General features: G+C 69.3%; 20 protein-coding genes and 1 tRNA gene. 9 read left to right on the forward strand and 12 right to left on the reverse strand.

The window, feature by feature from the left end:
- Positions 1-57 precede the first annotated feature (57 nt).
- The gene (locus tag ACFQSB_RS17120; RefSeq protein WP_380827530.1) at positions 58-1,365 is read left to right on the forward strand and encodes a hypothetical protein; all 1,308 of its coding nucleotides are present in this window, start codon (positions 58-60) and stop codon (positions 1,363-1,365) included.
- Here the strand turns inward: ACFQSB_RS17120 and ACFQSB_RS17125 are convergent.
- From ACFQSB_RS17125 to ACFQSB_RS17140, 4 genes are all read right to left on the reverse strand, one after another.
- Positions 1,301-1,867: a hypothetical protein gene (locus ACFQSB_RS17125; protein WP_380827532.1), complete on the reverse strand. Its 567-nt coding sequence runs from the start codon at positions 1,865-1,867 to the stop codon at positions 1,301-1,303. The genes ACFQSB_RS17120 and ACFQSB_RS17125 overlap by 65 nt on opposite strands.
- A gap of 13 nt (positions 1,868-1,880) precedes the next feature.
- Positions 1,881-2,471: a hypothetical protein gene (locus ACFQSB_RS17130; RefSeq protein WP_380827533.1), complete on the reverse strand. Its 591-nt coding sequence runs from the start codon at positions 2,469-2,471 to the stop codon at positions 1,881-1,883.
- The gene (locus ACFQSB_RS17135; RefSeq protein WP_380827536.1) at positions 2,468-3,091 is read right to left on the reverse strand and encodes a hypothetical protein; all 624 of its coding nucleotides are present in this window, start codon (positions 3,089-3,091) and stop codon (positions 2,468-2,470) included. Before ACFQSB_RS17135 ends, ACFQSB_RS17130 begins: the two co-directional genes overlap by 4 nt.
- A gap of 117 nt (positions 3,092-3,208) precedes the next feature.
- Complete coding sequence (locus tag ACFQSB_RS17140) at positions 3,209-3,997, reverse strand: M15 family metallopeptidase (RefSeq protein ID WP_380827537.1); 789 nt, start codon at positions 3,995-3,997, stop codon at positions 3,209-3,211.
- 337 nt (positions 3,998-4,334) lie between these two features.
- On the opposite strand from ACFQSB_RS17140, the gene ACFQSB_RS17145 reads away from it, so the two are divergent.
- Together ACFQSB_RS17145 and ACFQSB_RS17150 are read left to right on the forward strand one after the other, a co-directional pair.
- Positions 4,335-5,516, forward strand: coding sequence for an ATP-binding protein (locus tag ACFQSB_RS17145; RefSeq protein ID WP_354844101.1), 1,182 nt, complete (start codon positions 4,335-4,337; stop codon positions 5,514-5,516).
- Between the two features lie 274 nt (positions 5,517-5,790).
- Positions 5,791-6,588 carry an endonuclease/exonuclease/phosphatase family protein gene (locus ACFQSB_RS17150; RefSeq protein ID WP_354924696.1) on the forward strand — a complete coding sequence of 266 codons (798 nt, stop codon included), beginning with the start codon at positions 5,791-5,793 and terminating at the stop codon, positions 6,586-6,588.
- 133 nt (positions 6,589-6,721) lie between these two features.
- On the opposite strand, the gene ACFQSB_RS17155 is transcribed toward ACFQSB_RS17150, so the two are convergent.
- Positions 6,722-7,564 carry a MauE/DoxX family redox-associated membrane protein gene (locus ACFQSB_RS17155; RefSeq protein ID WP_380827539.1) on the reverse strand — a complete coding sequence of 281 codons (843 nt, stop codon included), beginning with the start codon at positions 7,562-7,564 and terminating at the stop codon, positions 6,722-6,724.
- A 2-nt stretch (positions 7,565-7,566) separates the two neighbouring features.
- Positions 7,567-8,508: a hypothetical protein gene (locus ACFQSB_RS17160; protein WP_380827541.1), complete on the reverse strand. Its 942-nt coding sequence runs from the start codon at positions 8,506-8,508 to the stop codon at positions 7,567-7,569.
- A 293-nt stretch (positions 8,509-8,801) separates the two neighbouring features.
- Between ACFQSB_RS17160 and ACFQSB_RS17165 the strand changes: the two genes are divergently transcribed.
- Both ACFQSB_RS17165 and ACFQSB_RS17170 read left to right on the forward strand, forming a co-directional pair.
- Positions 8,802-9,341 (forward strand): SigE family RNA polymerase sigma factor, encoded by a 540-nt coding sequence (locus ACFQSB_RS17165; protein ID WP_354844113.1) that lies wholly within the window; start codon positions 8,802-8,804, stop codon positions 9,339-9,341.
- A 162-nt stretch (positions 9,342-9,503) separates the two neighbouring features.
- Entirely contained in the window at positions 9,504-11,099 is a 1,596-nt protein-coding gene (locus ACFQSB_RS17170; RefSeq protein ID WP_380827543.1) for a long-chain fatty acid--CoA ligase, read from the forward strand.
- On the opposite strand, the gene ACFQSB_RS17175 is transcribed toward ACFQSB_RS17170, so the two are convergent.
- Positions 11,080-11,580 (reverse strand): MarR family winged helix-turn-helix transcriptional regulator, encoded by a 501-nt coding sequence (locus ACFQSB_RS17175; RefSeq protein ID WP_380827545.1) that lies wholly within the window; start codon positions 11,578-11,580, stop codon positions 11,080-11,082. The two genes, ACFQSB_RS17170 and ACFQSB_RS17175, sit on opposite strands and share 20 nt — an antisense overlap.
- 101 nt (positions 11,581-11,681) lie before the next feature.
- Here ACFQSB_RS17175 and ACFQSB_RS17180 point away from each other — a divergent pair, with 101 nt between their 5' ends.
- Together ACFQSB_RS17180 and ACFQSB_RS17185 are read left to right on the forward strand one after the other, a co-directional pair.
- Entirely contained in the window at positions 11,682-12,245 is a 564-nt protein-coding gene (locus ACFQSB_RS17180; protein ID WP_354844122.1) for a YceI family protein, read from the forward strand.
- 393 nt (positions 12,246-12,638) lie between these two features.
- Positions 12,639-12,728, forward strand: a tRNA-Ser gene (locus tag ACFQSB_RS17185).
- A gap of 97 nt (positions 12,729-12,825) precedes the next feature.
- On the opposite strand, the gene ACFQSB_RS17190 is transcribed toward ACFQSB_RS17185, so the two are convergent.
- The 3 genes from ACFQSB_RS17190 to ACFQSB_RS17200 form a co-directional block, all read right to left on the reverse strand.
- Positions 12,826-13,461, reverse strand: coding sequence for a hypothetical protein (locus tag ACFQSB_RS17190; RefSeq protein WP_380827547.1), 636 nt, complete (start codon positions 13,459-13,461; stop codon positions 12,826-12,828).
- A gap of 237 nt (positions 13,462-13,698) precedes the next feature.
- Positions 13,699-14,310: a dihydrofolate reductase family protein gene (locus tag ACFQSB_RS17195; protein ID WP_380827548.1), complete on the reverse strand. Its 612-nt coding sequence runs from the start codon at positions 14,308-14,310 to the stop codon at positions 13,699-13,701.
- 74 nt (positions 14,311-14,384) lie between these two features.
- Positions 14,385-15,227 carry a DUF6597 domain-containing transcriptional factor gene (locus ACFQSB_RS17200; RefSeq protein WP_380827549.1) on the reverse strand — a complete coding sequence of 281 codons (843 nt, stop codon included), beginning with the start codon at positions 15,225-15,227 and terminating at the stop codon, positions 14,385-14,387.
- Positions 15,228-15,271: 44 nt separating this feature from the next.
- Between ACFQSB_RS17200 and ACFQSB_RS17205 the strand changes: the two genes are divergently transcribed.
- The gene (locus ACFQSB_RS17205) at positions 15,272-16,090 is read left to right on the forward strand and encodes an SDR family oxidoreductase (protein WP_380827550.1); all 819 of its coding nucleotides are present in this window, start codon (positions 15,272-15,274) and stop codon (positions 16,088-16,090) included.
- Positions 16,091-16,225: 135 nt separating this feature from the next.
- On the opposite strand, the gene ACFQSB_RS17210 is transcribed toward ACFQSB_RS17205, so the two are convergent.
- A complete protein-coding gene (locus ACFQSB_RS17210) occupies positions 16,226-17,065 on the reverse strand; it encodes a hypothetical protein (protein ID WP_380827553.1) in 840 nt (279 codons plus the stop codon).
- Positions 17,066-17,721: 656 nt separating this feature from the next.
- Here ACFQSB_RS17210 and ACFQSB_RS17215 point away from each other — a divergent pair.
- The gene (locus ACFQSB_RS17215; RefSeq protein WP_380827555.1) at positions 17,722-18,027 is read left to right on the forward strand and encodes a hypothetical protein; all 306 of its coding nucleotides are present in this window, start codon (positions 17,722-17,724) and stop codon (positions 18,025-18,027) included.
- A 135-nt stretch (positions 18,028-18,162) separates the two neighbouring features.
- On the opposite strand, the gene ACFQSB_RS17220 is transcribed toward ACFQSB_RS17215, so the two are convergent.
- A complete protein-coding gene (locus ACFQSB_RS17220) occupies positions 18,163-18,642 on the reverse strand; it encodes an NUDIX domain-containing protein (protein ID WP_380827557.1) in 480 nt (159 codons plus the stop codon).
- Positions 18,643-18,711: the final 69 nt, after the last annotated feature.

Below are 18,711 nucleotides of genomic sequence, written 5' to 3' on the forward strand. Positions count from 1 at the left end.
GCGCCATGCCCGAATCGCACCGTTCGTCGGCCTTCGGACCGCTAGCATCCAACGGCGATGGACGGTTCACTCTCTCCGGTCCGACTGCCCTACGACACCTTCCGTCTCGCGGGGCGCCTCTTCCTGCCCCTGGCCTTCTACTACACCCTGGGCCGGCTCGTCCACCAAGGCGTGCTGCTGGCCGCCGTGCGCGTCGCCGAGCCCACGGGATGGCGGGCCTACCTGGCCTTCGGCGTGCTGAGCCTCGGCGTCCTGGTGACGCTGACGGCCTACATCGCGATGCTGAACATCGCCGGTCGCGCGCTCGGCGCGCGCCCGGTGCAGGCCCGCACGGCCGACGAGCGCGAACGCGACCTGGTCGACGCGATCGCCCACACCCTCCTGCCCTTCCTGATCTTCTACAGCGCGTGGGGCCTGTTCACCGACGACCTCAGCGCCTTCCAGCGGCTGCTGAACGAGCTCCACCCGACGATCGACCTCAGCTACATCGGCCTGTTGAACGACCTGTTCAACGTCAACGTCCTGATCATGGTCATCACCGCCGTGATCTTCGCGGTCAAGGTGGCGTTCGAGCGCCTCTACGGCGCTACGGGAAGGCGCGTCTTCGGCGTGGCCAACAGCACGTTCGAATGCATGTGGATGTACTTCGGCATCATCTCGCTGGGCAACTGGACCGGCGACGGCGTCGACTGGCTGACCGGCCGGGTCGTCTGGGCGGACTTCACGGGCCTGTTCCAACGCGTCCCCCTGCTGCAGACGCTCCGGCAGCTCGGCGAGTACGCGGCCCCGTACCTGCCCGAGTTCAAGGACGGCCTGGTCCAGCCGCTGGTCTGGCTCGCCATGGCGGCCGTCGTCTACAGCTCCTCGATCACCGAGGAGGCCAAGGTCATCGAGGGCACCCGGGTCGAGCCGCACGTCTCACGGCTCTGGCAGTGGCTGCCGACCCCGGTCCAGGCCGTCGCGGAGTTCTTTTCCCGAGGGGTCCGCGACAAGTACGTCCCGCTGGTGAACGGCTTCCGGTTCGTCCTCAGCGGCGGGGTGCTGTTCTACCTGACGTTCTGCCTGATCTACGTGGCGCTCGAAGCGCTCGCGGCGGTGGGCTTCATCGGCATCACCCGGCTCGCCGGGGCCCACGAAAAGCTGTGGTGGCTGATGTGGGAGGGCGCGTTCATCTTCCCCGTCGCCCTGCTGCACGAGGTGCTGCGCATCTGCCTGCTCGCGGTCGCCTTCGATCTGGTGCTGCGGCGGGCCTCCGCCCGGTCGGCCGTGCGGACGGGCCCAGCTCCAGCGTCACCTCCGCCTATGGGAGCAGCCGTACCGTTCCCGGCTCCGGGGTCACCCGCACCTCGACCCGCAGGGTCCTGAACGCGTCGGTGGGCACGACGTACACCGTCTGGACCGCCAGCTCCTTGCCGACGGGCAGGGGGGCGAGCTTGAAGTCGGCGCCCATGTTGAAACAGGAGGCGGACAGGCCGCTTTTCGGCCCCAGGTCGCTGCGGAACGACGGCCCCCATGAACGCCCGGCCGCGTCGGTGACCTTGATCTTGCAACTGCCGCCGACGTCACCTGACCACCTGCTCGCCTGTCCGGTCAGCGGCTTGAGGGTGATCACCACGATGGCGATCTTCGTGCGGGGCGGCAAGGGACGATAGACGTCGTTCGGAGGCTTGCCCTCGGTGATGCTCCTCAGACGCCACTCGATGCCGTTCAGCCTGGCAGCCCGCCCTGGCGCGGCGACGACCTCGGGGCCGCCCTTCTGCGCGCGGGTCTCGTACATCTCCCGCCACGGCAGCACCTCGGCGGCGATCATCGCGGGGACGACCGCCAGCAGGCCGAGGCCGTATCCGAGGTTCCGCTTCCAGTTCACGGCTCGTTCCACTTCACAGCTCGCGCACCGGCCCGACCACGAGAGTGGGCGGCGCCTGCTCGATGAGCTTCTTGGTGTACGGGGCGGACAGCCGCAGGTCCACATCGGCGGCGGGACCGAGGTAGTCGCCCTCTATGGGGCTGTGGACCGTGACGTGAAGGGTCGCGCCGGTCAGCCTGTCGGGAGGCAACTCGAACAGGATGGGGCCATAGGCCGGGATGCCCGGCTGGAGGGGAACCTTGTCGAGCGTGCCGATGAGCGAGCTGGCCAGGTACTCCATCCCGTCGGCCGTGCGCAGCCGGGCTCCCCGCACCAGCGTCTCCTCAGTGGTGGCGGCGACGGTGGCCCAGACGACCACCCAGATGCCCGCAGTCGTCCTGGGCTCACCCAGGAAGCCGAAGGCGTCCTCCAGCCGTACCGACCTGCCGAGCTGAAGGCGGTCCACGCGGAGCTGGAAGGCGGTGGTGTCCACTTGCTCGCCCATCTCGCCTGACGTCGCGATCGGCGCGTACTTCTCCTCTACGTCAGGAGTGGAGCGGAGGACTCCCAAGATGCCTCCGAGCAGCAGCGCACCGGTCAGCACGGCGACGATCGTCCGTATCACCGGCCCACCTCCAGGTCGTAGATCGCCAAATCCTCGCCAGGGAGCCAGTCGGACAGCTCCGAGGTGAACCAGGGTTTGAACTCCTCGTCCTGGAAGGTGGCGGTGAGGCTCGTGGGGTCGGGCGCTCCGGGGGGAATGTTGTAGACGGCCATCACGCGCTCGACCAGGCCGGGCTGGAGTTGCTCACGGTCAGAGCGGCCGTCGCGGATGACGAAACCGGCCTTTTTGTCCTTGAGCCGGTCGATCGCCACGCTTCCGGGCGAGATCTTGATGTCCAGCTTCCCAGTAACGTCGTTGACCGTGCCGGTCTGGTCGCTGACGTTCTCCAGTTGGATCTCGATCAACAGGAACCGGCCCGCCTTGGCCTCACCAAGTCCGGGAGCCGGATCCTTGGTGACGTAAGTGGCTTTGTACGGCTTTATCGCGAAACGGTGGCCTACGGTGGTCTCACCGAGCCGGTGGTGCGGGATCTCCGGCTTGGCCTCCTGGAGGCCGCCCGCCGGCCAGGACAGCGCGAGCACCGTGGCCAGCGCGAACACAACGGCGGTGAGGGCGATCCACGGCCGCAGCGGTCCCCGGCGTGACTCCGTCCGTCCGGGGTCGGGCACCGGAGTCGTCACGGCCAGCGATCTTATCCGGCAAAACCCGGCGAGGGTCGCGAATGTCATGATTCCTCCGCCGTTGCCGTTCTTCACGGGAAGATCGGCCCGCGTGGCGGCCCGCGGCCTCGGCGGAGATCAGCCGCCGCCCTTGCTGAAGTGCTGATAGTCCTTGGCGCCGTTGAAGTAGCCGCCCCACTCCCAGCCGTGCTGCTCGAACAGCCGCACCACGCGGTCGTCCGGGTTGATGACACCCGGCCTGCGCAGCGGCCGGTCGGCGAACCGCCGCGCGTTGTCGTGCGCGACCGAGCCGTCGGGTTCGACCCACGGGTTCTCCCGGGGGTCGAGGTCGATGGCGTTGCCGTACGAGTGCTTGGACCAGCTGCTCGCCCCGGTCGTCCTGCGGCAGTTGAAGGCCGAGGTGTTGTCGGCCTCGATGGAGTCGAAGTCGCTGCCCCTGTAGACGTCGACGGGCTCCATGCGGGCGATCGGATAGCGCCACCGGTAGAGCTGCCCGAAGATCGCCACCACGTCGTCGGTGACCGAGCGGTTCACGATCAGCTCGCCGGTGTGGGCCTTGTCGTCGAAGCCCCAGTAAGTCATCGTCACCTTCCGCAGGCCGCTCGGGGAGACCGGGCAGCCGGGCCGCCAGGAATGGCGGAGCTGGGCCGCCGTGACGGCCGTGACCTTCGCCGCGAAGCGCGGCGGTCCGGTGGGCGATGGCGACGGCGTGGCGGACGGCGGCGCGGGGCTGGCCGTCGGGCCGGCCGTAGGACTCTCCGGGGAGGCCGACGGCGGCGCGGCCACGGACGGAGGCGCGGGCTCGGCGACGACGCCGGAGCCGGAGCCGCCGCACGCGGTCAAGGTGGCGGACGCGCACGCCAGGACCGCGAGGCCCAGGTGGCGGTGCTTGGCTGTGTGGCGCATACGCCAGAGTAAGGCCATCCTGACGCCGCTCGTGACGCAATTGTGATGTCCGGCGTCCGGGCCCGCCGGGCGAGGCCCTGTCGGAGGTGTGCCGCGCGTTTTACCCGGAAGTGCTCGCGCACATGTTCGAGGAGGCGCTACAGTCTTCGGCATCGGATCGAACACGGGTTCGGTCCGGCAGGGTCCAGGCGAAGGGTGGTGTGAGGTGGCGTTGCTCTCGCCCCCCGTCCGGCAGGCGTCCGGGCGGCCCTCCGCCTCCCGTCGATCGGCGACACGCCGTAGCGCTTTCTACGGAAATCTAGGACGGCCTCTATATCCGGTCATAAAGTCCGAGAGCGTGGACCCCGTGCGCAATCCCTACGCCCCCGGTGCGGGGCAGCGCCCTCCGGAGCTCGCCGGGCGTGATCGTGAGCTGCAACAGTTCGAGGTCGTGCTCGAGCGGGTGGCCCGTGGCCGTCCCGAGCGCAGCATGGTCCTCACCGGGCTGCGCGGCGTCGGCAAGACCGTGCTGCTCAACACCTTCAAGTCCATGGCCATGCAGCGGCTCTGGGGCACCGGCAAGATCGAGGCCCGTCCCGAGCAGTCCATCCGCCGTCCGGTCGCCGCCGCGCTGCACATGGCGATCCGCGAGCTGGCCCCCCGCCACCGCGCCCCCGAGCGCATCGAGGAGTTCCTCGGCGTGCTCAAGGCGTTCGCCATGCGCGATCCCGGCGCGGCGAAGGGCACCTCGCACTGGTCGCCCGCCATCGACGTCCCGGCCGGCCGCGGCCGGGCCGACTCGGGCGATCTCGAGATCGACCTCACCGAGCTGTTCGTCGACGCCGCCTCCGTCGCCACCGACCTCGGCGTCGGGGTCGCCCTGTTCATCGACGAGATGCAGGACGTCCAGCCGGCCGACATCTCGGCCCTGTGCGCCGCCTGTCACGAGCTGTCGCAGAGCGGCGGGCCGCTGATCGTCGTCGGCGCCGGCCTGCCCCACCTGCCGGGCGTCCTCAGCGCGAGCAAGAGCTACTCCGAGCGCCTGTTCCGCTACGCGCGCATCGACCGGCTCGACCGCGATGCCGCCGACCTGGCACTCATCGCCCCCGCCGCGCGTGAGGAGGTCGAGTTCACCCCCGAGGCGCTCGACGCCCTCTACGAGGCCGCCGACGGCTACCCGTACTTCGTCCAGGCCTACGGCAAGGTCGCCTGGGATCTCGCCCCGCGCAGCCCCATCACCGCCGACGACATCAGGGTGGCCGCCCCCGAGGCCGAAGAGGAGCTCGCGGTGGGCTTCTTCGGCAGCCGCTACGAGCGCGCCACCCCCGCCGAACGCGACTACATGCACGCGATGGCCTCGGTCGGTGACGAGCCCGTGCCGACGGCCGACGTCGCCGAGTTGCTCGGGCGCAAGCCGTCGAGCCTCTCGCCGGCCCGTGACAGCCTCATCAAGAAAGGACTCATCTTCAGCGCCGAGCGCGGCCTCATCGCCTTCACCGTGCCGCACTTCGGCAGGTTCCTCCGGGCGCAGCCGCTGTAGGCCGCGCCCGCACCCCGAGACAGGGCGCAGCGTCCCTGCGCCCCCATTGACCTCTCTACGGCTTTCTAGAGGGGAAGCTAGAGAGCCGTAGAGAGTTGAATTCGCGGTGTGCGGCCGTGGTGGCCGGTCGGCGTGGCCGGTCACCACGCGCCGCCGTGCGTCTCACATCGGGGCATCGACAAGCATTCAGGGCTGTTTTACCGTGACCATGGAACGCGGTGATGATCCGGAGTCGGCTACGCGACCGCACGGGGTGATGGGCCGTATGAAGCGCATGATCGGCGTGAGAGGCGGCCTCCGCGCGGCCGCCGTCGTCGTCCTCCTCGGCTCGCTGGTGGGGCCGGCCGGCTCCACCGCGGCGCGGGCCGCCACGACGTTCAAGGTTCTGCAGGTCAACCTCTGCAACAGCGGATACGCGGGCTGCTACGAGGGCGGCGCCGCCGTGCCCGAGGCCCAGTCGCTCATCGGCCGGGTGAGGCCGGACGTCCTCACCGCCAACGAGATCTGCGAGGGCGACGTCGCCCCGCTCCGATCCGCCATGGGCAACGGTGACTACGAGTTCCGGCAGGTGCAGGACGAGCGCGTCGCCGCCGCCATCCAGTGCACCGGCGGCCGCGGCGCGTACGGGGTGGCCGTCTTCAGCGTCCCCCGCTACGGCAAGACCGCGAGCGCCGGCGGGTGGTACTCCACCCAGGACTCCGGCAGCGAACGACGTGCGTGGGGGTGCGGCCGGTTCGGCGGGTTCTGGGCGTGCACCACCCACCTGTCGGCCGCCGACGAGCCGGTCGCGCTGCAGCAGTGCAAGCAGTTGATGAACGAGTACATCCCGCAGTCGCACGCCCAATACGGCGCCCTGCCCACCGTCGTGGGCGGCGACCTGAACCTCGAGTACGACAAGTCCGACCCGGAGAACGCCCAGAACTGCGTGCCGGCCGGCTACTTCCGCAAGGGCGACGGCGACGTCCAGCACGTCATCGCGTCCACCTCGTTCGCCTTTGTCCGCACCGACAAGTACGGCATGTCGCACACCGACCACGCCGCCTTCATGGTCACCCTCACCGCCCCCTGGTGAAACGGGCGGCGTTTCTCCAGCCCGTTCTCCGGCACGTCCAGGTCGGTTCGCGGACCCCGTCCGCCGGTTCGCCCGTCCGCCGGTTCGGCCGGGTCACCCGTTCGCCGGTTCGTCTCCGGTCGTCTAGGGCTTTCTAGCCTCCGACCGATACACCGCTAGATTCTCGGAGAAGGTCCGCCCCGGCCGGGTTCTCCGCGCCCACGACGGCGACCCGCACCGGCGGCCGGCGGCCGCTGAGGTACACCGCGAAGACCACCTCGGCCCGCGCCCCGACGGCCGTGCGCCCGGGGTAGACGAAGAAGCGCCAGCACAGCTCGCGCCAGGAGTCCGACGGCTCGTCGGTCACCAGCAGCGGCGCGTACGAGCGCCACTCGGCGCTCGCCCGCAGGCGCGCGACGGCCCGCGCCGCCGGGACGGCACGCTGCTCGCACGGCGCGCGGTGTCTGATCCGGGCGATCGCCTCGCCCCACTCGGGCGACAGCGCCACCAGCAGCGCCAGGCCGGCCCCGAGCGCCGACGTCAGGTTCCAGGAGGCCCGCATCAGCAGGTCCGCGCCCGACACCGGGACCAGCGCGACCAGCACCGCCATCGCGGCGAGGACGGCGGCGCGGCCGATGGAGCGCAGCCCCACCGGGGAGCTGCTCGCCTCGCCGAAACAGCCGCAGCCTACGTCCGGGCGCCGTCGGCGCAGCTCCCACAGGACATAGGTGGACACCGAGAAGAAGGTGACCGTCCCCCAGCGGGGCAGAGGATGGCGGGTGAAGATCAGCCCCGCGGCCAGCAGGATCTCAACGGCGGCACAGAAGATCATGAACTGCCCGCGCCACCGCTCGGGCACCAGCACACCGGGGCCGAGGCGGGACAGCCCGCCCGGATCGGCGTCGCTCCCGGCGGTCGCGAGCTTCGCCCCGCCGCCGAGCACCAGGAGCAGCGCGAGCAGCGCGAGCGCGGCGGCGGCGATTGTCACGGTGTCCACGGTCACCCCAATCCGACCCGGGCGTTGAAGCATCCGTTGGTGAGCTCCCCCCCGAGCTCGACGTACGACAGTGGCGACAACTCGGCGATGCGGCCCCGCGGCGAGGTGCCGCACTCCACGCACCGGTCGCAGAACCGCCCGGCCATGCATCCGCAGGCGACGATCGGCAGCACCGACGAGCGGCTCTCGCACACGTTCCCGACGTACAGCATGGAGCCGAGCGCGAGGTAGGGAAGGCCGCTGCAGGACACGCCCGCGTCCTCGCACTCGGAATCGGCACGTTCCAGCATCGGGTACGCCACCCCGGCCTCGCCGTCGTCGAAGGCGTCCGACCAGGCGGCCGCCCCGGAGATCTTCGACTGGACCGCCCGGTAGGCGTGCGGGGGCGCGGGGACGGAGGCGGCGCGGTAGGTGGGCTGCGAGGTCGCCGGCAGCCGCGCGTGGGTCACCCCGTCGCGCCGCGTGCCGATCGCGTCGAACAGGTATCCCGGTTCGAGCTGGGGATGGCGCACCCGGATGCGTCCCGACGCGCCGTAGGGGACGACGACCACCCGCCGGCCCCGGTGCGGGCCGCCGTCGAGTTCGATCGTCAGGTCCCTGCCGTCCTTGCCCAGGGTGCGGACGATGCCGGTGACGCGGGTGATGTCGCCCCACAGGCGCTCGGCCACCCGGCCGGACTGGCGGGCGCGGATCATCACGCGGGTGCCGGCGGGCAGGTCCACGGGGTTGACGGGGCTGCCGTGCCAGGCGGTCGCCCAAGGCGCGATGACCAGCCGCTCCTCCACGCCGTCCGGGTTCTCCAGAATCACCAGGTGGGGGCTGATGTCGATGATTTGACCCGCGACGCCGGTGAGCGGGGCGGGCTCCTCGGCCTCGGCCCTCACGGGGACGGTGGTCCTGCCGAGTGCGGCCGACGCCAGCGCATGGCGACGCTCAACTCCCATCGGCCCCTCCCCGGTCGCCGCCGCGAGTCTCCTCGTCGTCCCCTAGGGTCACACAGATCGTCGCCGCCGCCGCTCATTTCGGGACGAGGATTTTTCCTCCGCGACGACCTGCGTAGCAAATTTCCCACTCCAGGAGGAACTCGTCGACGCCCCAGCATGTCATGACCCTGTGGTGATCTTTGCCGTCGCCGGGACGAAACCTGGATGACGGATCAGCCGTATCAGGGCGTCCGGCTGCGATTCTGACGTCGAGATCGTTTCATCATGGCCTTCGTCACGGCACCGGTGATCGCATGAGCGGTAAAGACGAGGAGTTCCGCGAGTACGTGGCTGCCCGCGGTCCGGCACTGTTGCGCATGGCCTACCAGCTCACCGGCCAGCCCGCGGACGCCGAGGACCTCCTCCAGGCGGCCCTGACCAAGACCTACCTGGCGTGGGAGCGGATCAACGACCGGGCCTCGCTGGACGGGTACGTCCGCCGGGCGATGGTGAACATCAACATCTCCTGGTGGCGGCGCAGGAGGCTGGAGGAGTACCCCTCGGAGGAGCTGCCGGAGACGCCGTCCAGGGACGGGCCGACGCCCGGGGAGATCCACGAACTGCTGGAAGAGGCGATCAACCGGCTCCCGGTCCGGCAGCGCACGGCGATCGTGCTGCGCTACTACGAGGACATGACCGAGCCGGAGATCGCCAGAGTTCTCGGCATCAGCATCGGCACGGTGAAGAGCACGGTGTCCCGCGCGATGGCGAAACTGCGCGGCGACCTCGTCGTCGTCGAGCCCTGCCGCCCTGACGCCCGGCCGCACGTGTCCATGGGGCGCGAGCCCGTCTGAACCAGTCGCCCTCCGCGGCGGGAGGAGGCGAACGAGTGGCTCTGTGGCGCGGGCCGGTGTGAACGAGCGCTTGTCTGAGACGCGGGAGCGGACGAGACTCGGAGCCGGACGACAATCACGAACCGGCGCCCAGGCCGGGGCTCGCCAGCGGAGGTCCGTCAGATGCGCAGCACCATGCCCGACCATCCGCTCACGATCACCTCGATCATGCGGCACGGCACCGGACTGTTCGCCGACCGCGAGGTCGTGACGTACACCGGCGACGGCTACCGCCGCATGTCCTACGGGGAACTGGCCCGGGAGGCGGCGCGGCTGGCGGGCGCGCTGCGCGCCCTCGGCGTGGACGGCGACCAGCGGGTCGCGACCTTCGGCTGGAACAGCGCCGAGCACCTGACCGCCTATCTCGCCGTGCCCAGCATGGGAGCGGTCCTGCACACCCTGAACATCCGCCTGTTTCCCGAGCAGATCGCCTACATCGCCGGGCACGCCGAGGACGACGTCGTCATCGTGGACGCCTCGCTCGTCCCGCTGCTCGCCCCGATCCTGCCCGAGATGAAGACGGTGCGGCACGTGATCGTCATCGGGGCCGCCGACACCGCGCCGCTCGCCTCCGCGGGCAAGCAGGTGCACGACTACCGCACGCTCCTCGACCAGGCCCCGGACGCGTTCGACTGGCCCGACCTGGACGAGCGCGCCGCCGCGGCCATGTGCTACACCAGCGGCACGACGGGCAACCCCAAGGGAGTCGCCTACAGCCACCGCTCGGCCTACCTGCACTCCATGAGCGTGTGCACGGCCAACGCCATGGGCCTGTCCAGCCGCGACCGGGTGCTGCCGATCGTGCCGATGTTCCACGCCAACGCCTGGGGACTGCCGTACGCCGCGCTGATGGCCGGGGCCTCGCTCGTCATGCCCGACCGCTTCCTGCAGGCGGAGCACCTGGCGAGGATCATCGCCGAGGAACGGCCGACGGTCTCGGGCGCCGTCCCCACGATCTGGGGCGACCTGCTGCGCCACGCCCGCCGGCACGGGGCGGACCTGTCGTCCCTGCGTCTGGTGCCGTGCGGCGGATCGGCGGTGCCGGAGTCGCTGATGCGCGCGCTCTCCGACGAGTTCGGGGTCCAGGTCGTGCAGGCGTGGGGCATGACCGAGACCTCGCCGCTGGCGACGGTCGCCCACGGGGACTCCTGGGAGCTGCGGGCCACGCAGGGGCGGCTGCTGGCGGGCGTCGAGGCCCGCATCGTCGGCGCGGGCGACGTCGTACTGGCCTCCGACGGGGTCGCGGTGGGCGAGCTGGAGGTGCGCGGGCCGTGGGTCACCGCGTCCTACCACCTGGAGGAGGATCCTTCGCGGTTCCACGACGGCTGGCTGCGCACGGGCGACGTGGGCCGCCTGGACGCGCGCGGCTACGTCACGCTGACCGACCGCGCGAAGGACGTCATCAAGTCCGGCGGGGAGTGGATCTCGTCGGTCGAGTTGGAGAACGCCCTCATGGGGCATCCCGCCGTGGTGGAGGCGGCGGTCATCGGGGTGCCGGACGAACGCTGGGGCGAGCGTCCGCTGGCATGTGTCGTGCTCGACGGAACGACCGGAGTGGCGGAGCTCCGGGAGTTCCTGTCGGGGAAGGTGGCGCGCTGGCAGGTGCCCGAACGCTGGGCCTTCATCGATGCGGTGCCCAAGACGAGCGTCGGCAAGTTCGCCAAGCGCAGCCTGCGCGAGATGCACGCCCGCGGGGAGCTCACGATTGTCGAGAGCTGAGATCCGAGAGGTCCATCGCGCCGGCGGTGGCACAGGGCCGCACGACGTCGCGGATGATGCGCAGGCTGGCCAGGAAGTCCTCCAGTCGCTCGGGGGGCAGCAGGCCGGTGAACCACGTCTCGATGTCCTCGATGTGCTGGGGGAGCACGGTCTCGAGGCGGGCGGCGCCGGCGTCGGTCAGCGTCGCGTAGGAGGCCCGGCGGTCGGTGGCGCAGGCCACCCGCTCGACCAGGCCCTCGCGCTCCAGACGGTCCACGACGCGGGTCACCCCACTGGTGGACAACGACGTCTGGGCCGCGAGGTCGCTCATGCGGAGCCTGCGGCCGGGGGACCGGTACAGGCGGATCAGTGTCTCAAAGTCGATCTCGGACAATCCTGAGGCGGTGAATGCGGCGTTCATCTTCGCGGTAAGGCCCAAGTAGACCTCGGCCATCAGGCCCATCGCCGTGAGCCTGGGGTCGTCAGCTGGTGTCACGCTCATACTCTAGACGACGTTAGTTGACGGGTGGAATATTCCTCAGGTAGACATCTGTTGGAGCAAGCATCAAGCCCAGCGATCCACTAGTCCACGGGAGATGGAACATGAGCACTCGCACCTGGGAAGGCATCGCCATCCCGACCCCCGGCGTCTTCGACCTGGACGTCGCCCACACCCGCGTGGGATTCGTCACCAAGCACATGATGGTCAGCAAGGTCCGCGGCCGCTTCGGCGACTTCGCCGGCACCGTCACCATCGCCGAGAACCCGATGGAGTCCTCGGCCGAGCTCACCATCAAGACCGCCAGCATCGACACCGGCAGCGACGACCGCGACAACCACCTGCGCAGCGACGACTTCCTCGCGGTGGACAAGTTCCCCGAGCTGACCTTCCGCAGCACCCGCGTCGTCAGCCACTCCGGCGACGAGCTCGTCGTCGTCGGCGACCTCACCATCCGTGACGTCACCAAGGAGGTCACGCTGAAGGTCGAGTACGGCGGCGCCGGCACCAACCCGTGGGGCCAGGAGCTGTTCGGCTTCGAGATCGAGACCGAGATCGAGCGCGAGGAGTTCGGCCTCACCTGGAACGTCGCCCTGGAGACCGGCGGCGTCCTGGTCGGCAAGAAGATCAAGATCGAGATCGAGGGCGAGGCCCAGCGCCGCGCCTGACCGCCGGTGTCGCGACACCCTGTGTCCACAGCCTGTGGACAGAGTGTGTGGGAAACCTTCTTCTCCCCATGGACCCCCAGGGCCGGCCCACTCCCCGGCCCTGGCCATCGGTCCTCCACCCCCCATCCAACACCGCGAACCCCGGCACACGGCCGGCCTCAACACCGGCACAACGGCCGTTGTCGGCAGCCGGCACACGGACACCCCGCGACTCGGGCGCTCGGCCGTCTTCCGCCCCGGCATCCGGACATCCCGCGGCCTGGGCATGAAGGCCGACGAACCGCTCTCGCGCGACATGTTCGGTTGCCACGCCGAATCCACTTTGCCGCTTAGCATCAAGGCCGGTACTCTGTGCTGAGCCAGTCAGGCCCTCAACAGGCCGGTCGGGCACCAGGAGGCTTCGCCTAGTCAGGTCTATGGCGCCGCACTGCTAATGCGGTTTGGGTCTACAGCCCATCCGGGGTTCAAATCCCCGAGCCTCCGCACTTCAGAGGCCCTCTCCCGATTGTCGGGCGGGGGCCTTTCTGCTGCCCGAACAGTCAGGGTCGTGGTTCTGCCAGATGGCACAGACCTCGATCGGTCAGCCACCACGGCGGTCGTCGACGGTCACGACCAGGCCGGGCCGGCCGTCCGCCAAGCGGCGCAGGTCGTCGGCGAGTGGGGGTAGGTGCAGGTCGGGCAGGAAGAGGTGCAGGTCGGGCAGGAAGTGCACGGTCGTCCCTGTGGCACCATCGCCGGCGACGGTCTCCAGGCCGGAGACAGGGACGCCCTGCTCGTACCGCTGGATCCAAGATCCACTCAGGCGGCGGTTGGTGTGGACGAGCCACTCGCTGAGCGCGGCGACGACGGACATGCCACGGCGCGGATGCCCGTCGGGAAGCGTCTCCGTGCCGGGGTCGTCGAAGAAACGCAGGTCCTTGGACGCCATGACGGGCTTCTTCACCGGCCGCCCGTGCTCATCGAAGCGGGTGTCGGTGCCTCTCCCCTCGTCGGCCACGGAGACCGAGCCGTCGGGGTGAAGGGTGACGGTGCAGCGTCCGGCGCCCGTGCTCGCCGCCTCGTCGGCCGCGTAGGCGAGGACCTCGAGGATCAGGTGCCGGACGCCGCCGGGGGCGAACTCGGCCGGGTTCCCTCGGATACCGGCGAGGTGACCGAGATCGACGTCGGTCGCCCAGTCATGGGTGGTGTTACGCCAAGAGGATCGGGATGTGCCCACCACAGCACCCTAGTCACGGCTCAGGCAGGGGTGATGCGGTCCACGCGGCCATCCGCGACGGCGGCCCCGACCGTGTTCCTCAGACGGCCGGCGAACCCACCCAGGAGCAGGGACAGGCCTCAGACGTCGAGCTAGCCGCGAACCATGCACTTCTGACGCGGAGTTGTAGTCCAGGGAGCCCAGAGTCGTCCACAGAAGTGTGGTGTTGAGCTCGCCGATATCGACGGCGCCGGGGATCTAGCGGCGTACCTTGTACCTCAGGTGGAGGACCCGCTCGCTCTGGATCACCACGTGGGGGTCCTCCAGCAGGTGCTGCTTGTCGATGCCGCCGAAGAAGCGTTTGCCCGACCCGAACACCACCGGCACCACGTCCATCGCCACCTCGTCCACGAGGCCGGCCGCGAGGATCTGGCCGCCCACATCGCCGGCGTTCACGGCGACGATGCGGTCCCCGGCGAGTTCCTGGGCCTTGTCGATCGCAGCCGTCACGTCACCCACGAAGTGGTACGACGCCTCGGGATGCCACCCCTCGGGCTTGGGACGGTGGGACACCACGACCACGTGCTCGCCGGCGGGCGGCCGGCCCTCCCAGCCGTTCACCAGGTCGAAAAGGGTACGGCCCATCACGATCGTGCCCATCGCGTCCCACACCGACCGGACGTACTCCGCCGATGCGCGTGGGACCTTGATGCGGCTTCCGGATCCGGAATGGTCGTAGTGCTGGTCACCGCCTCCGGTGACCGGGGTGTCCCCGTTGAAGTACCAATCGTGGAGCGGCCCGACCTCGTCGTTCTCGTCGGCGATGAAGCCGTCGACCGACGCCACGTTGTGCATGATCACTGTGCCCACTGGTTCTCCTTGATTCGCCGTGCGCGTTCGCCTCCGATCGTGTCGTCTCCGGGCACGAGCGAGCTTGTAAAAAATCAATCAGCGGGCATCGGACCGCTGTCCGGCGGGAATCCCGGCTCGGCGGGGAATCGACGCCGCAGGGCCAGGTATTCCGTCGGAGTGTGGCCGGTGAAGTCCTTGAACTCCCTGATGAAGTGGGCCTGGTCGAAGTAGCCCGCCGTGTGGGCGAGCTCCGACCAGTCGACCGGACGCAGCGCATTCACGGACACGATCAGCCGCGCGAAGCGGTAGATCCGCGCCACCCGCTTGGGGGTGACCCCGACATGGGACCTGAACTGCGTGGCCAAATGATTGCCGCTCACCCCGGCGGAATCCGCCAGCACACTGACCGGGACCACGCCGTGGGAGGACTCCAGACGTCCACCCGTGTGCTGGACCAGGTCGAGACCGCGCGATGGTACCTCGGCGAGCCGCGATCGCAGTTCCTCCTCCAGTGCGCGCAACGTCTCGGTGGCGGATGCGAGGTCACCGACCTGATTGCGGATCCGGTCCACGGACCGCTGCCAGACGGCGTCGACCGGCACCCATCGGTTCCGCAGTTCGTCCGCCGGCATGTCCACGAACGGCGAGATCCCCCACGGCTTGAAGTGCACGCCGACGAGTCGCACCCGTTCGGGGTATTCGAAAAGGAAACGCCTGGTCCATACACCCATGAACCACCCACCGGCGAACACCGCCGGCGGTACCGCAGGGTCGGAATCCCACAGGCGGGTGGGTCCGCCCAGGTTGATGAACAGGTGTGCCGACGGCATGGGCGGGACGTTCATCAGGCGGTGACGTGGCACTCCGGTCAGGCAGTAGATGTCGTCGATGAATCGGTCGAGCGGCGGTGCGGGCACCCGGCCGACGTACTCCATGGGCTCAGTCTGGCCGAAGAGGGCCCGGGCTAGGGTGACCGGCCATGAGAGTCCTCATCGTCGGTGGCAGCGGATTCCTCGGCGGCGAACTCGTCCGGCAGAGTTCGAGCGCCGGATACGAGGTGACCGCGACCTATTCGAGCCGGTCCGGAGAGACAGCGGGTGTCGAGTGGCTGCCGCTTGACGTGCGCCGACGAGAGGACGTCGACGCGCTGGTCCGATCGGTTCGCCCGGAGGTCGTCATCAATGCCGCGTACCGGCAGACAGACTGGGCGACCGCGGCGACCGGATCCGCGAACGTGGCCCTCGCCGCCTCTGCGACAGGCGGGCGCCTGGTCCACGTGTCCAGCGACGCGGTGTTCTCCGGGGCCGCGATTCGCTATGACGAGACGTGTGTTCCCGACCCGATCACCCCGTATGGTGCGGCCAAGGCCGCTGCCGAGACGGCCGTGAGCGCGATCGCGCCGACCGCGGTGCTGGCCCGGACGTCCCTGATCATCGGTGACGGTGGTTCTCCGCACGAGGCGCTGGTGCGTTCACTGGCCACCGGCCAGGTGAAAGGAATGCTGTTCACCGACGTCGTCCGATGTCCCGTGCATGTCGTCGATCTCGCCGCGGCGCTCCTCGAACTCGCCGCGTCCGAGTACCACGGCGTCCATCATGTCGCCGGGACCGACGCGGTGACCCGGTACGAGCTGGGGCTGCTCATCGCCCGACGAGACGGACTCGACGCGGACCGGTTGCCCGCGGGCCGGAGAGCGGAGACCGGCCTGTCCGGCCCGGCGGACGTGCGCCTGGAATGCGACATGACCCAGCGACGAATCCGGACCGTACTGCGCGGTGCGCGGCGCTTTCTGTCCTGAGGCCGAATGGTGATCGCGGCTTCCCCGGGAAAGTCGCCCGCATGCGAGTCAGAGCCGCTACACGCGTCCTCGTTGACCCTCGCACTCGATTGATTCCGCGAACTCGGGGTATGACGAGTGCCGGTCCGCGCCGGTTCAGGACTTCGGGCAGACGATGTCGTGGACATTCTCACACCAGGTTTCCGCCGTGTCCGCATTGGGTGCCGCCCAGATGTAACCGGTTTCGGCGGCCCTGGTCGTGCGGAAAGGATGGCCGAGATCGTCGATGCGGGTGGTGCCCGTCCTGTCCTGGCTCGACCAGTCGAGTTCGATATGCCACTCATACAGGTTCCGCGTGGTCGTGGCCTTGACGCGGAACGCCTCGGGGCTCTCGGCCGAGACGCTGTAAGGGAACTTGGCCGCGGGCGTTCCTTCTGAGGCCACCTGTTCGAGCACGGCAGTGGCCGCGTCCAGGTCCACCGCCAACTCCCGCACTTCGAGCGGTCCGCCGCAGCCGGCCCCCATCCAGTACGTGTGACCCGGGGCGGGAGGAAGGCGCCGATCCACGACGACGCGGATACGGCGCAGGACCACGGCGGAACTCGTGAATCCCTGCACGTAGACGTCCACGGTCGAGGTCTCGCCGTCGGCGGCCTTGAGGTCCCGTGCCCAGCCGTACAGCATGCCCCAGCTTTCCGGGCGAGGGCCGACCTCCTTGAGGTCGTGGTCGATGACGTACTTGTGGCAGGAGTCCGCGTCCTCGGGGTTGAGGCCGACCGTCCAGCCGAAGGGGTCTTTCGGCTGGGTGACGTAACGTACGCCCGAGTTCACTCCGTCGACCAGCAACGTGGACGCGGCCCCGGTGACGGTGGCGGCCAGCAGAGCCAAGATGGCTTTCCAGCTCGGCCGCCAACGGTTCGGGCGGATCTCGCCGCCGTTTTCCGGAGAGGGCTGGGGCGGATTTTCCGGCGGGGAAGGCGTGGAGGCGGGGTTCACGGCGGCTCCTGCCCGTACTACAGGGCCAGAAAGGCCCTCGCATGAGATTCGGGGACCATCGGAAAAGCTCGTCCGGCCCGGTGATCCGATGGTATCCAGCCGGTGACGGTATGCGCCCGAGTTAAGGGTTTATGTCGGCTCTTATCGATGTTTAGGGCGTTAGGAAAATGGCGGATGAAGATCGTGCCGCCGTAATGTGGAGGGTGGAGATCATCATGTGAGGATCCGGAGACGAAGACCAGGGATCGCGGATCCCGAATACCCGGCCACGAAATCTGAACGCTGGATGCATGGACGACGGATGTTCGGGTCCGACGGGCGGACGTCGGGTGGTGAGCCCCAATGCGTGGACGCCGGATGTGGGAAAGGACAGCAGTGGGGACCTCGGATGCGGAAAGAACCGACAGCGGGGACGCCGACGTCGGACACCGGCTGTGGAGGTGTCGCCGGGCGGTGTCGGTGACTCGGCACTTCGACATGGCAGGCGGATCCGGTCGCCGGCGGCATCACGCGGTTCTCATGGAATTCCCAGACACGGCAGGACAACCATGTGCCTCGGCCCTGCGTCCAACCTGAACGGGGATTAGGGACCGCAAGGACCACGCTGTCGACGAACGGGGCGCACCGAGCGCCGGTCAAGGACGTAAGGCACCACCATGAACTCCTCCGTAGAGCTCATCAAGGCCCAACTCGACCTCACCGAACAAGCCGCACTGGACGCCCTGACGGACCTGCGAGAACACAGGGCACGAGGGGTCATCCCCCTGCGAGAACGCGCACAGGCCGAACAAGCACGAGCACAGCTCCGTGCCGTCGAAGCCTGCCGGAAAGCGCTGACGCACTATGAGTCGACGGCCGCGGCCGACCCCGAGGGCATAGAAACCGTCGTCCAGCTGGCCATCGCCCGCATCCTGGCGGCACAGCAGGTAGAACTCGAAAGCCTGCGAGAACCGCCAGAGTGACCGACGGGCAAGGCGGCCGTTCGGGCGCCGCGCGGGATGACGCGACCCGCGACGCACTCGAGCGCGGAGCCGGCCCGTTGTCGTCTCCGCTTGAGCCGAGGGCCACGCCCCTGTGAAGCCGGGCGGCGTGGCCGGTCAGTCCACCGGGAGGCCGTCCTCCAGGTAACAGGCGCCGGCGCCCAGCCGATGCAGGGAACCGGTCACCCGCCGCGCCAGGGACGACGGCAGCAGGTCATCGAACTGCTCGGATGCGGCGAACATGAAGCCGTCGAGCTCGTCGGCGGCGAGCCGAATGTCTGCCGCCTGAGCCGCAGTGATCACCCCGCCGTCGAAGACGAACATCAGGCCGCCGTCCCACGGAGGGCGCGGCGGAACCCAGTCGACGCTGAGCATCGCTCCGAGCGACGCGACGATGCCCAGCTCCTCTTTGATCTCCCGTGCGCAGGCGGCCCGGGGAGACTCGTCCAACTCGATCATGCCGCCCGGGATGTCCCACCCCGGCTTGTACGTCGGACGCACCACCAGGACGCGGCCGGCGTCGTCGCGGATGAGCGCGCCGGCGGCGGCGCGCACGCGGGGCAGGCCGGCGATGAAGGCGAGATCTGGATCGTCCACCTGGCCACCGTACGAGCTGAAGTAGAAGGTGGCGACCCAGGCTCGCCGCTGGTGGAGTCGTGCGCCGGT

The sequence above is a fragment of the Sphaerisporangium rhizosphaerae genome (genome assembly GCF_042665155.1).
Taxonomy (GTDB): domain Bacteria; phylum Actinomycetota; class Actinomycetes; order Streptosporangiales; family Streptosporangiaceae; genus Sphaerisporangium; species Sphaerisporangium rhizosphaerae.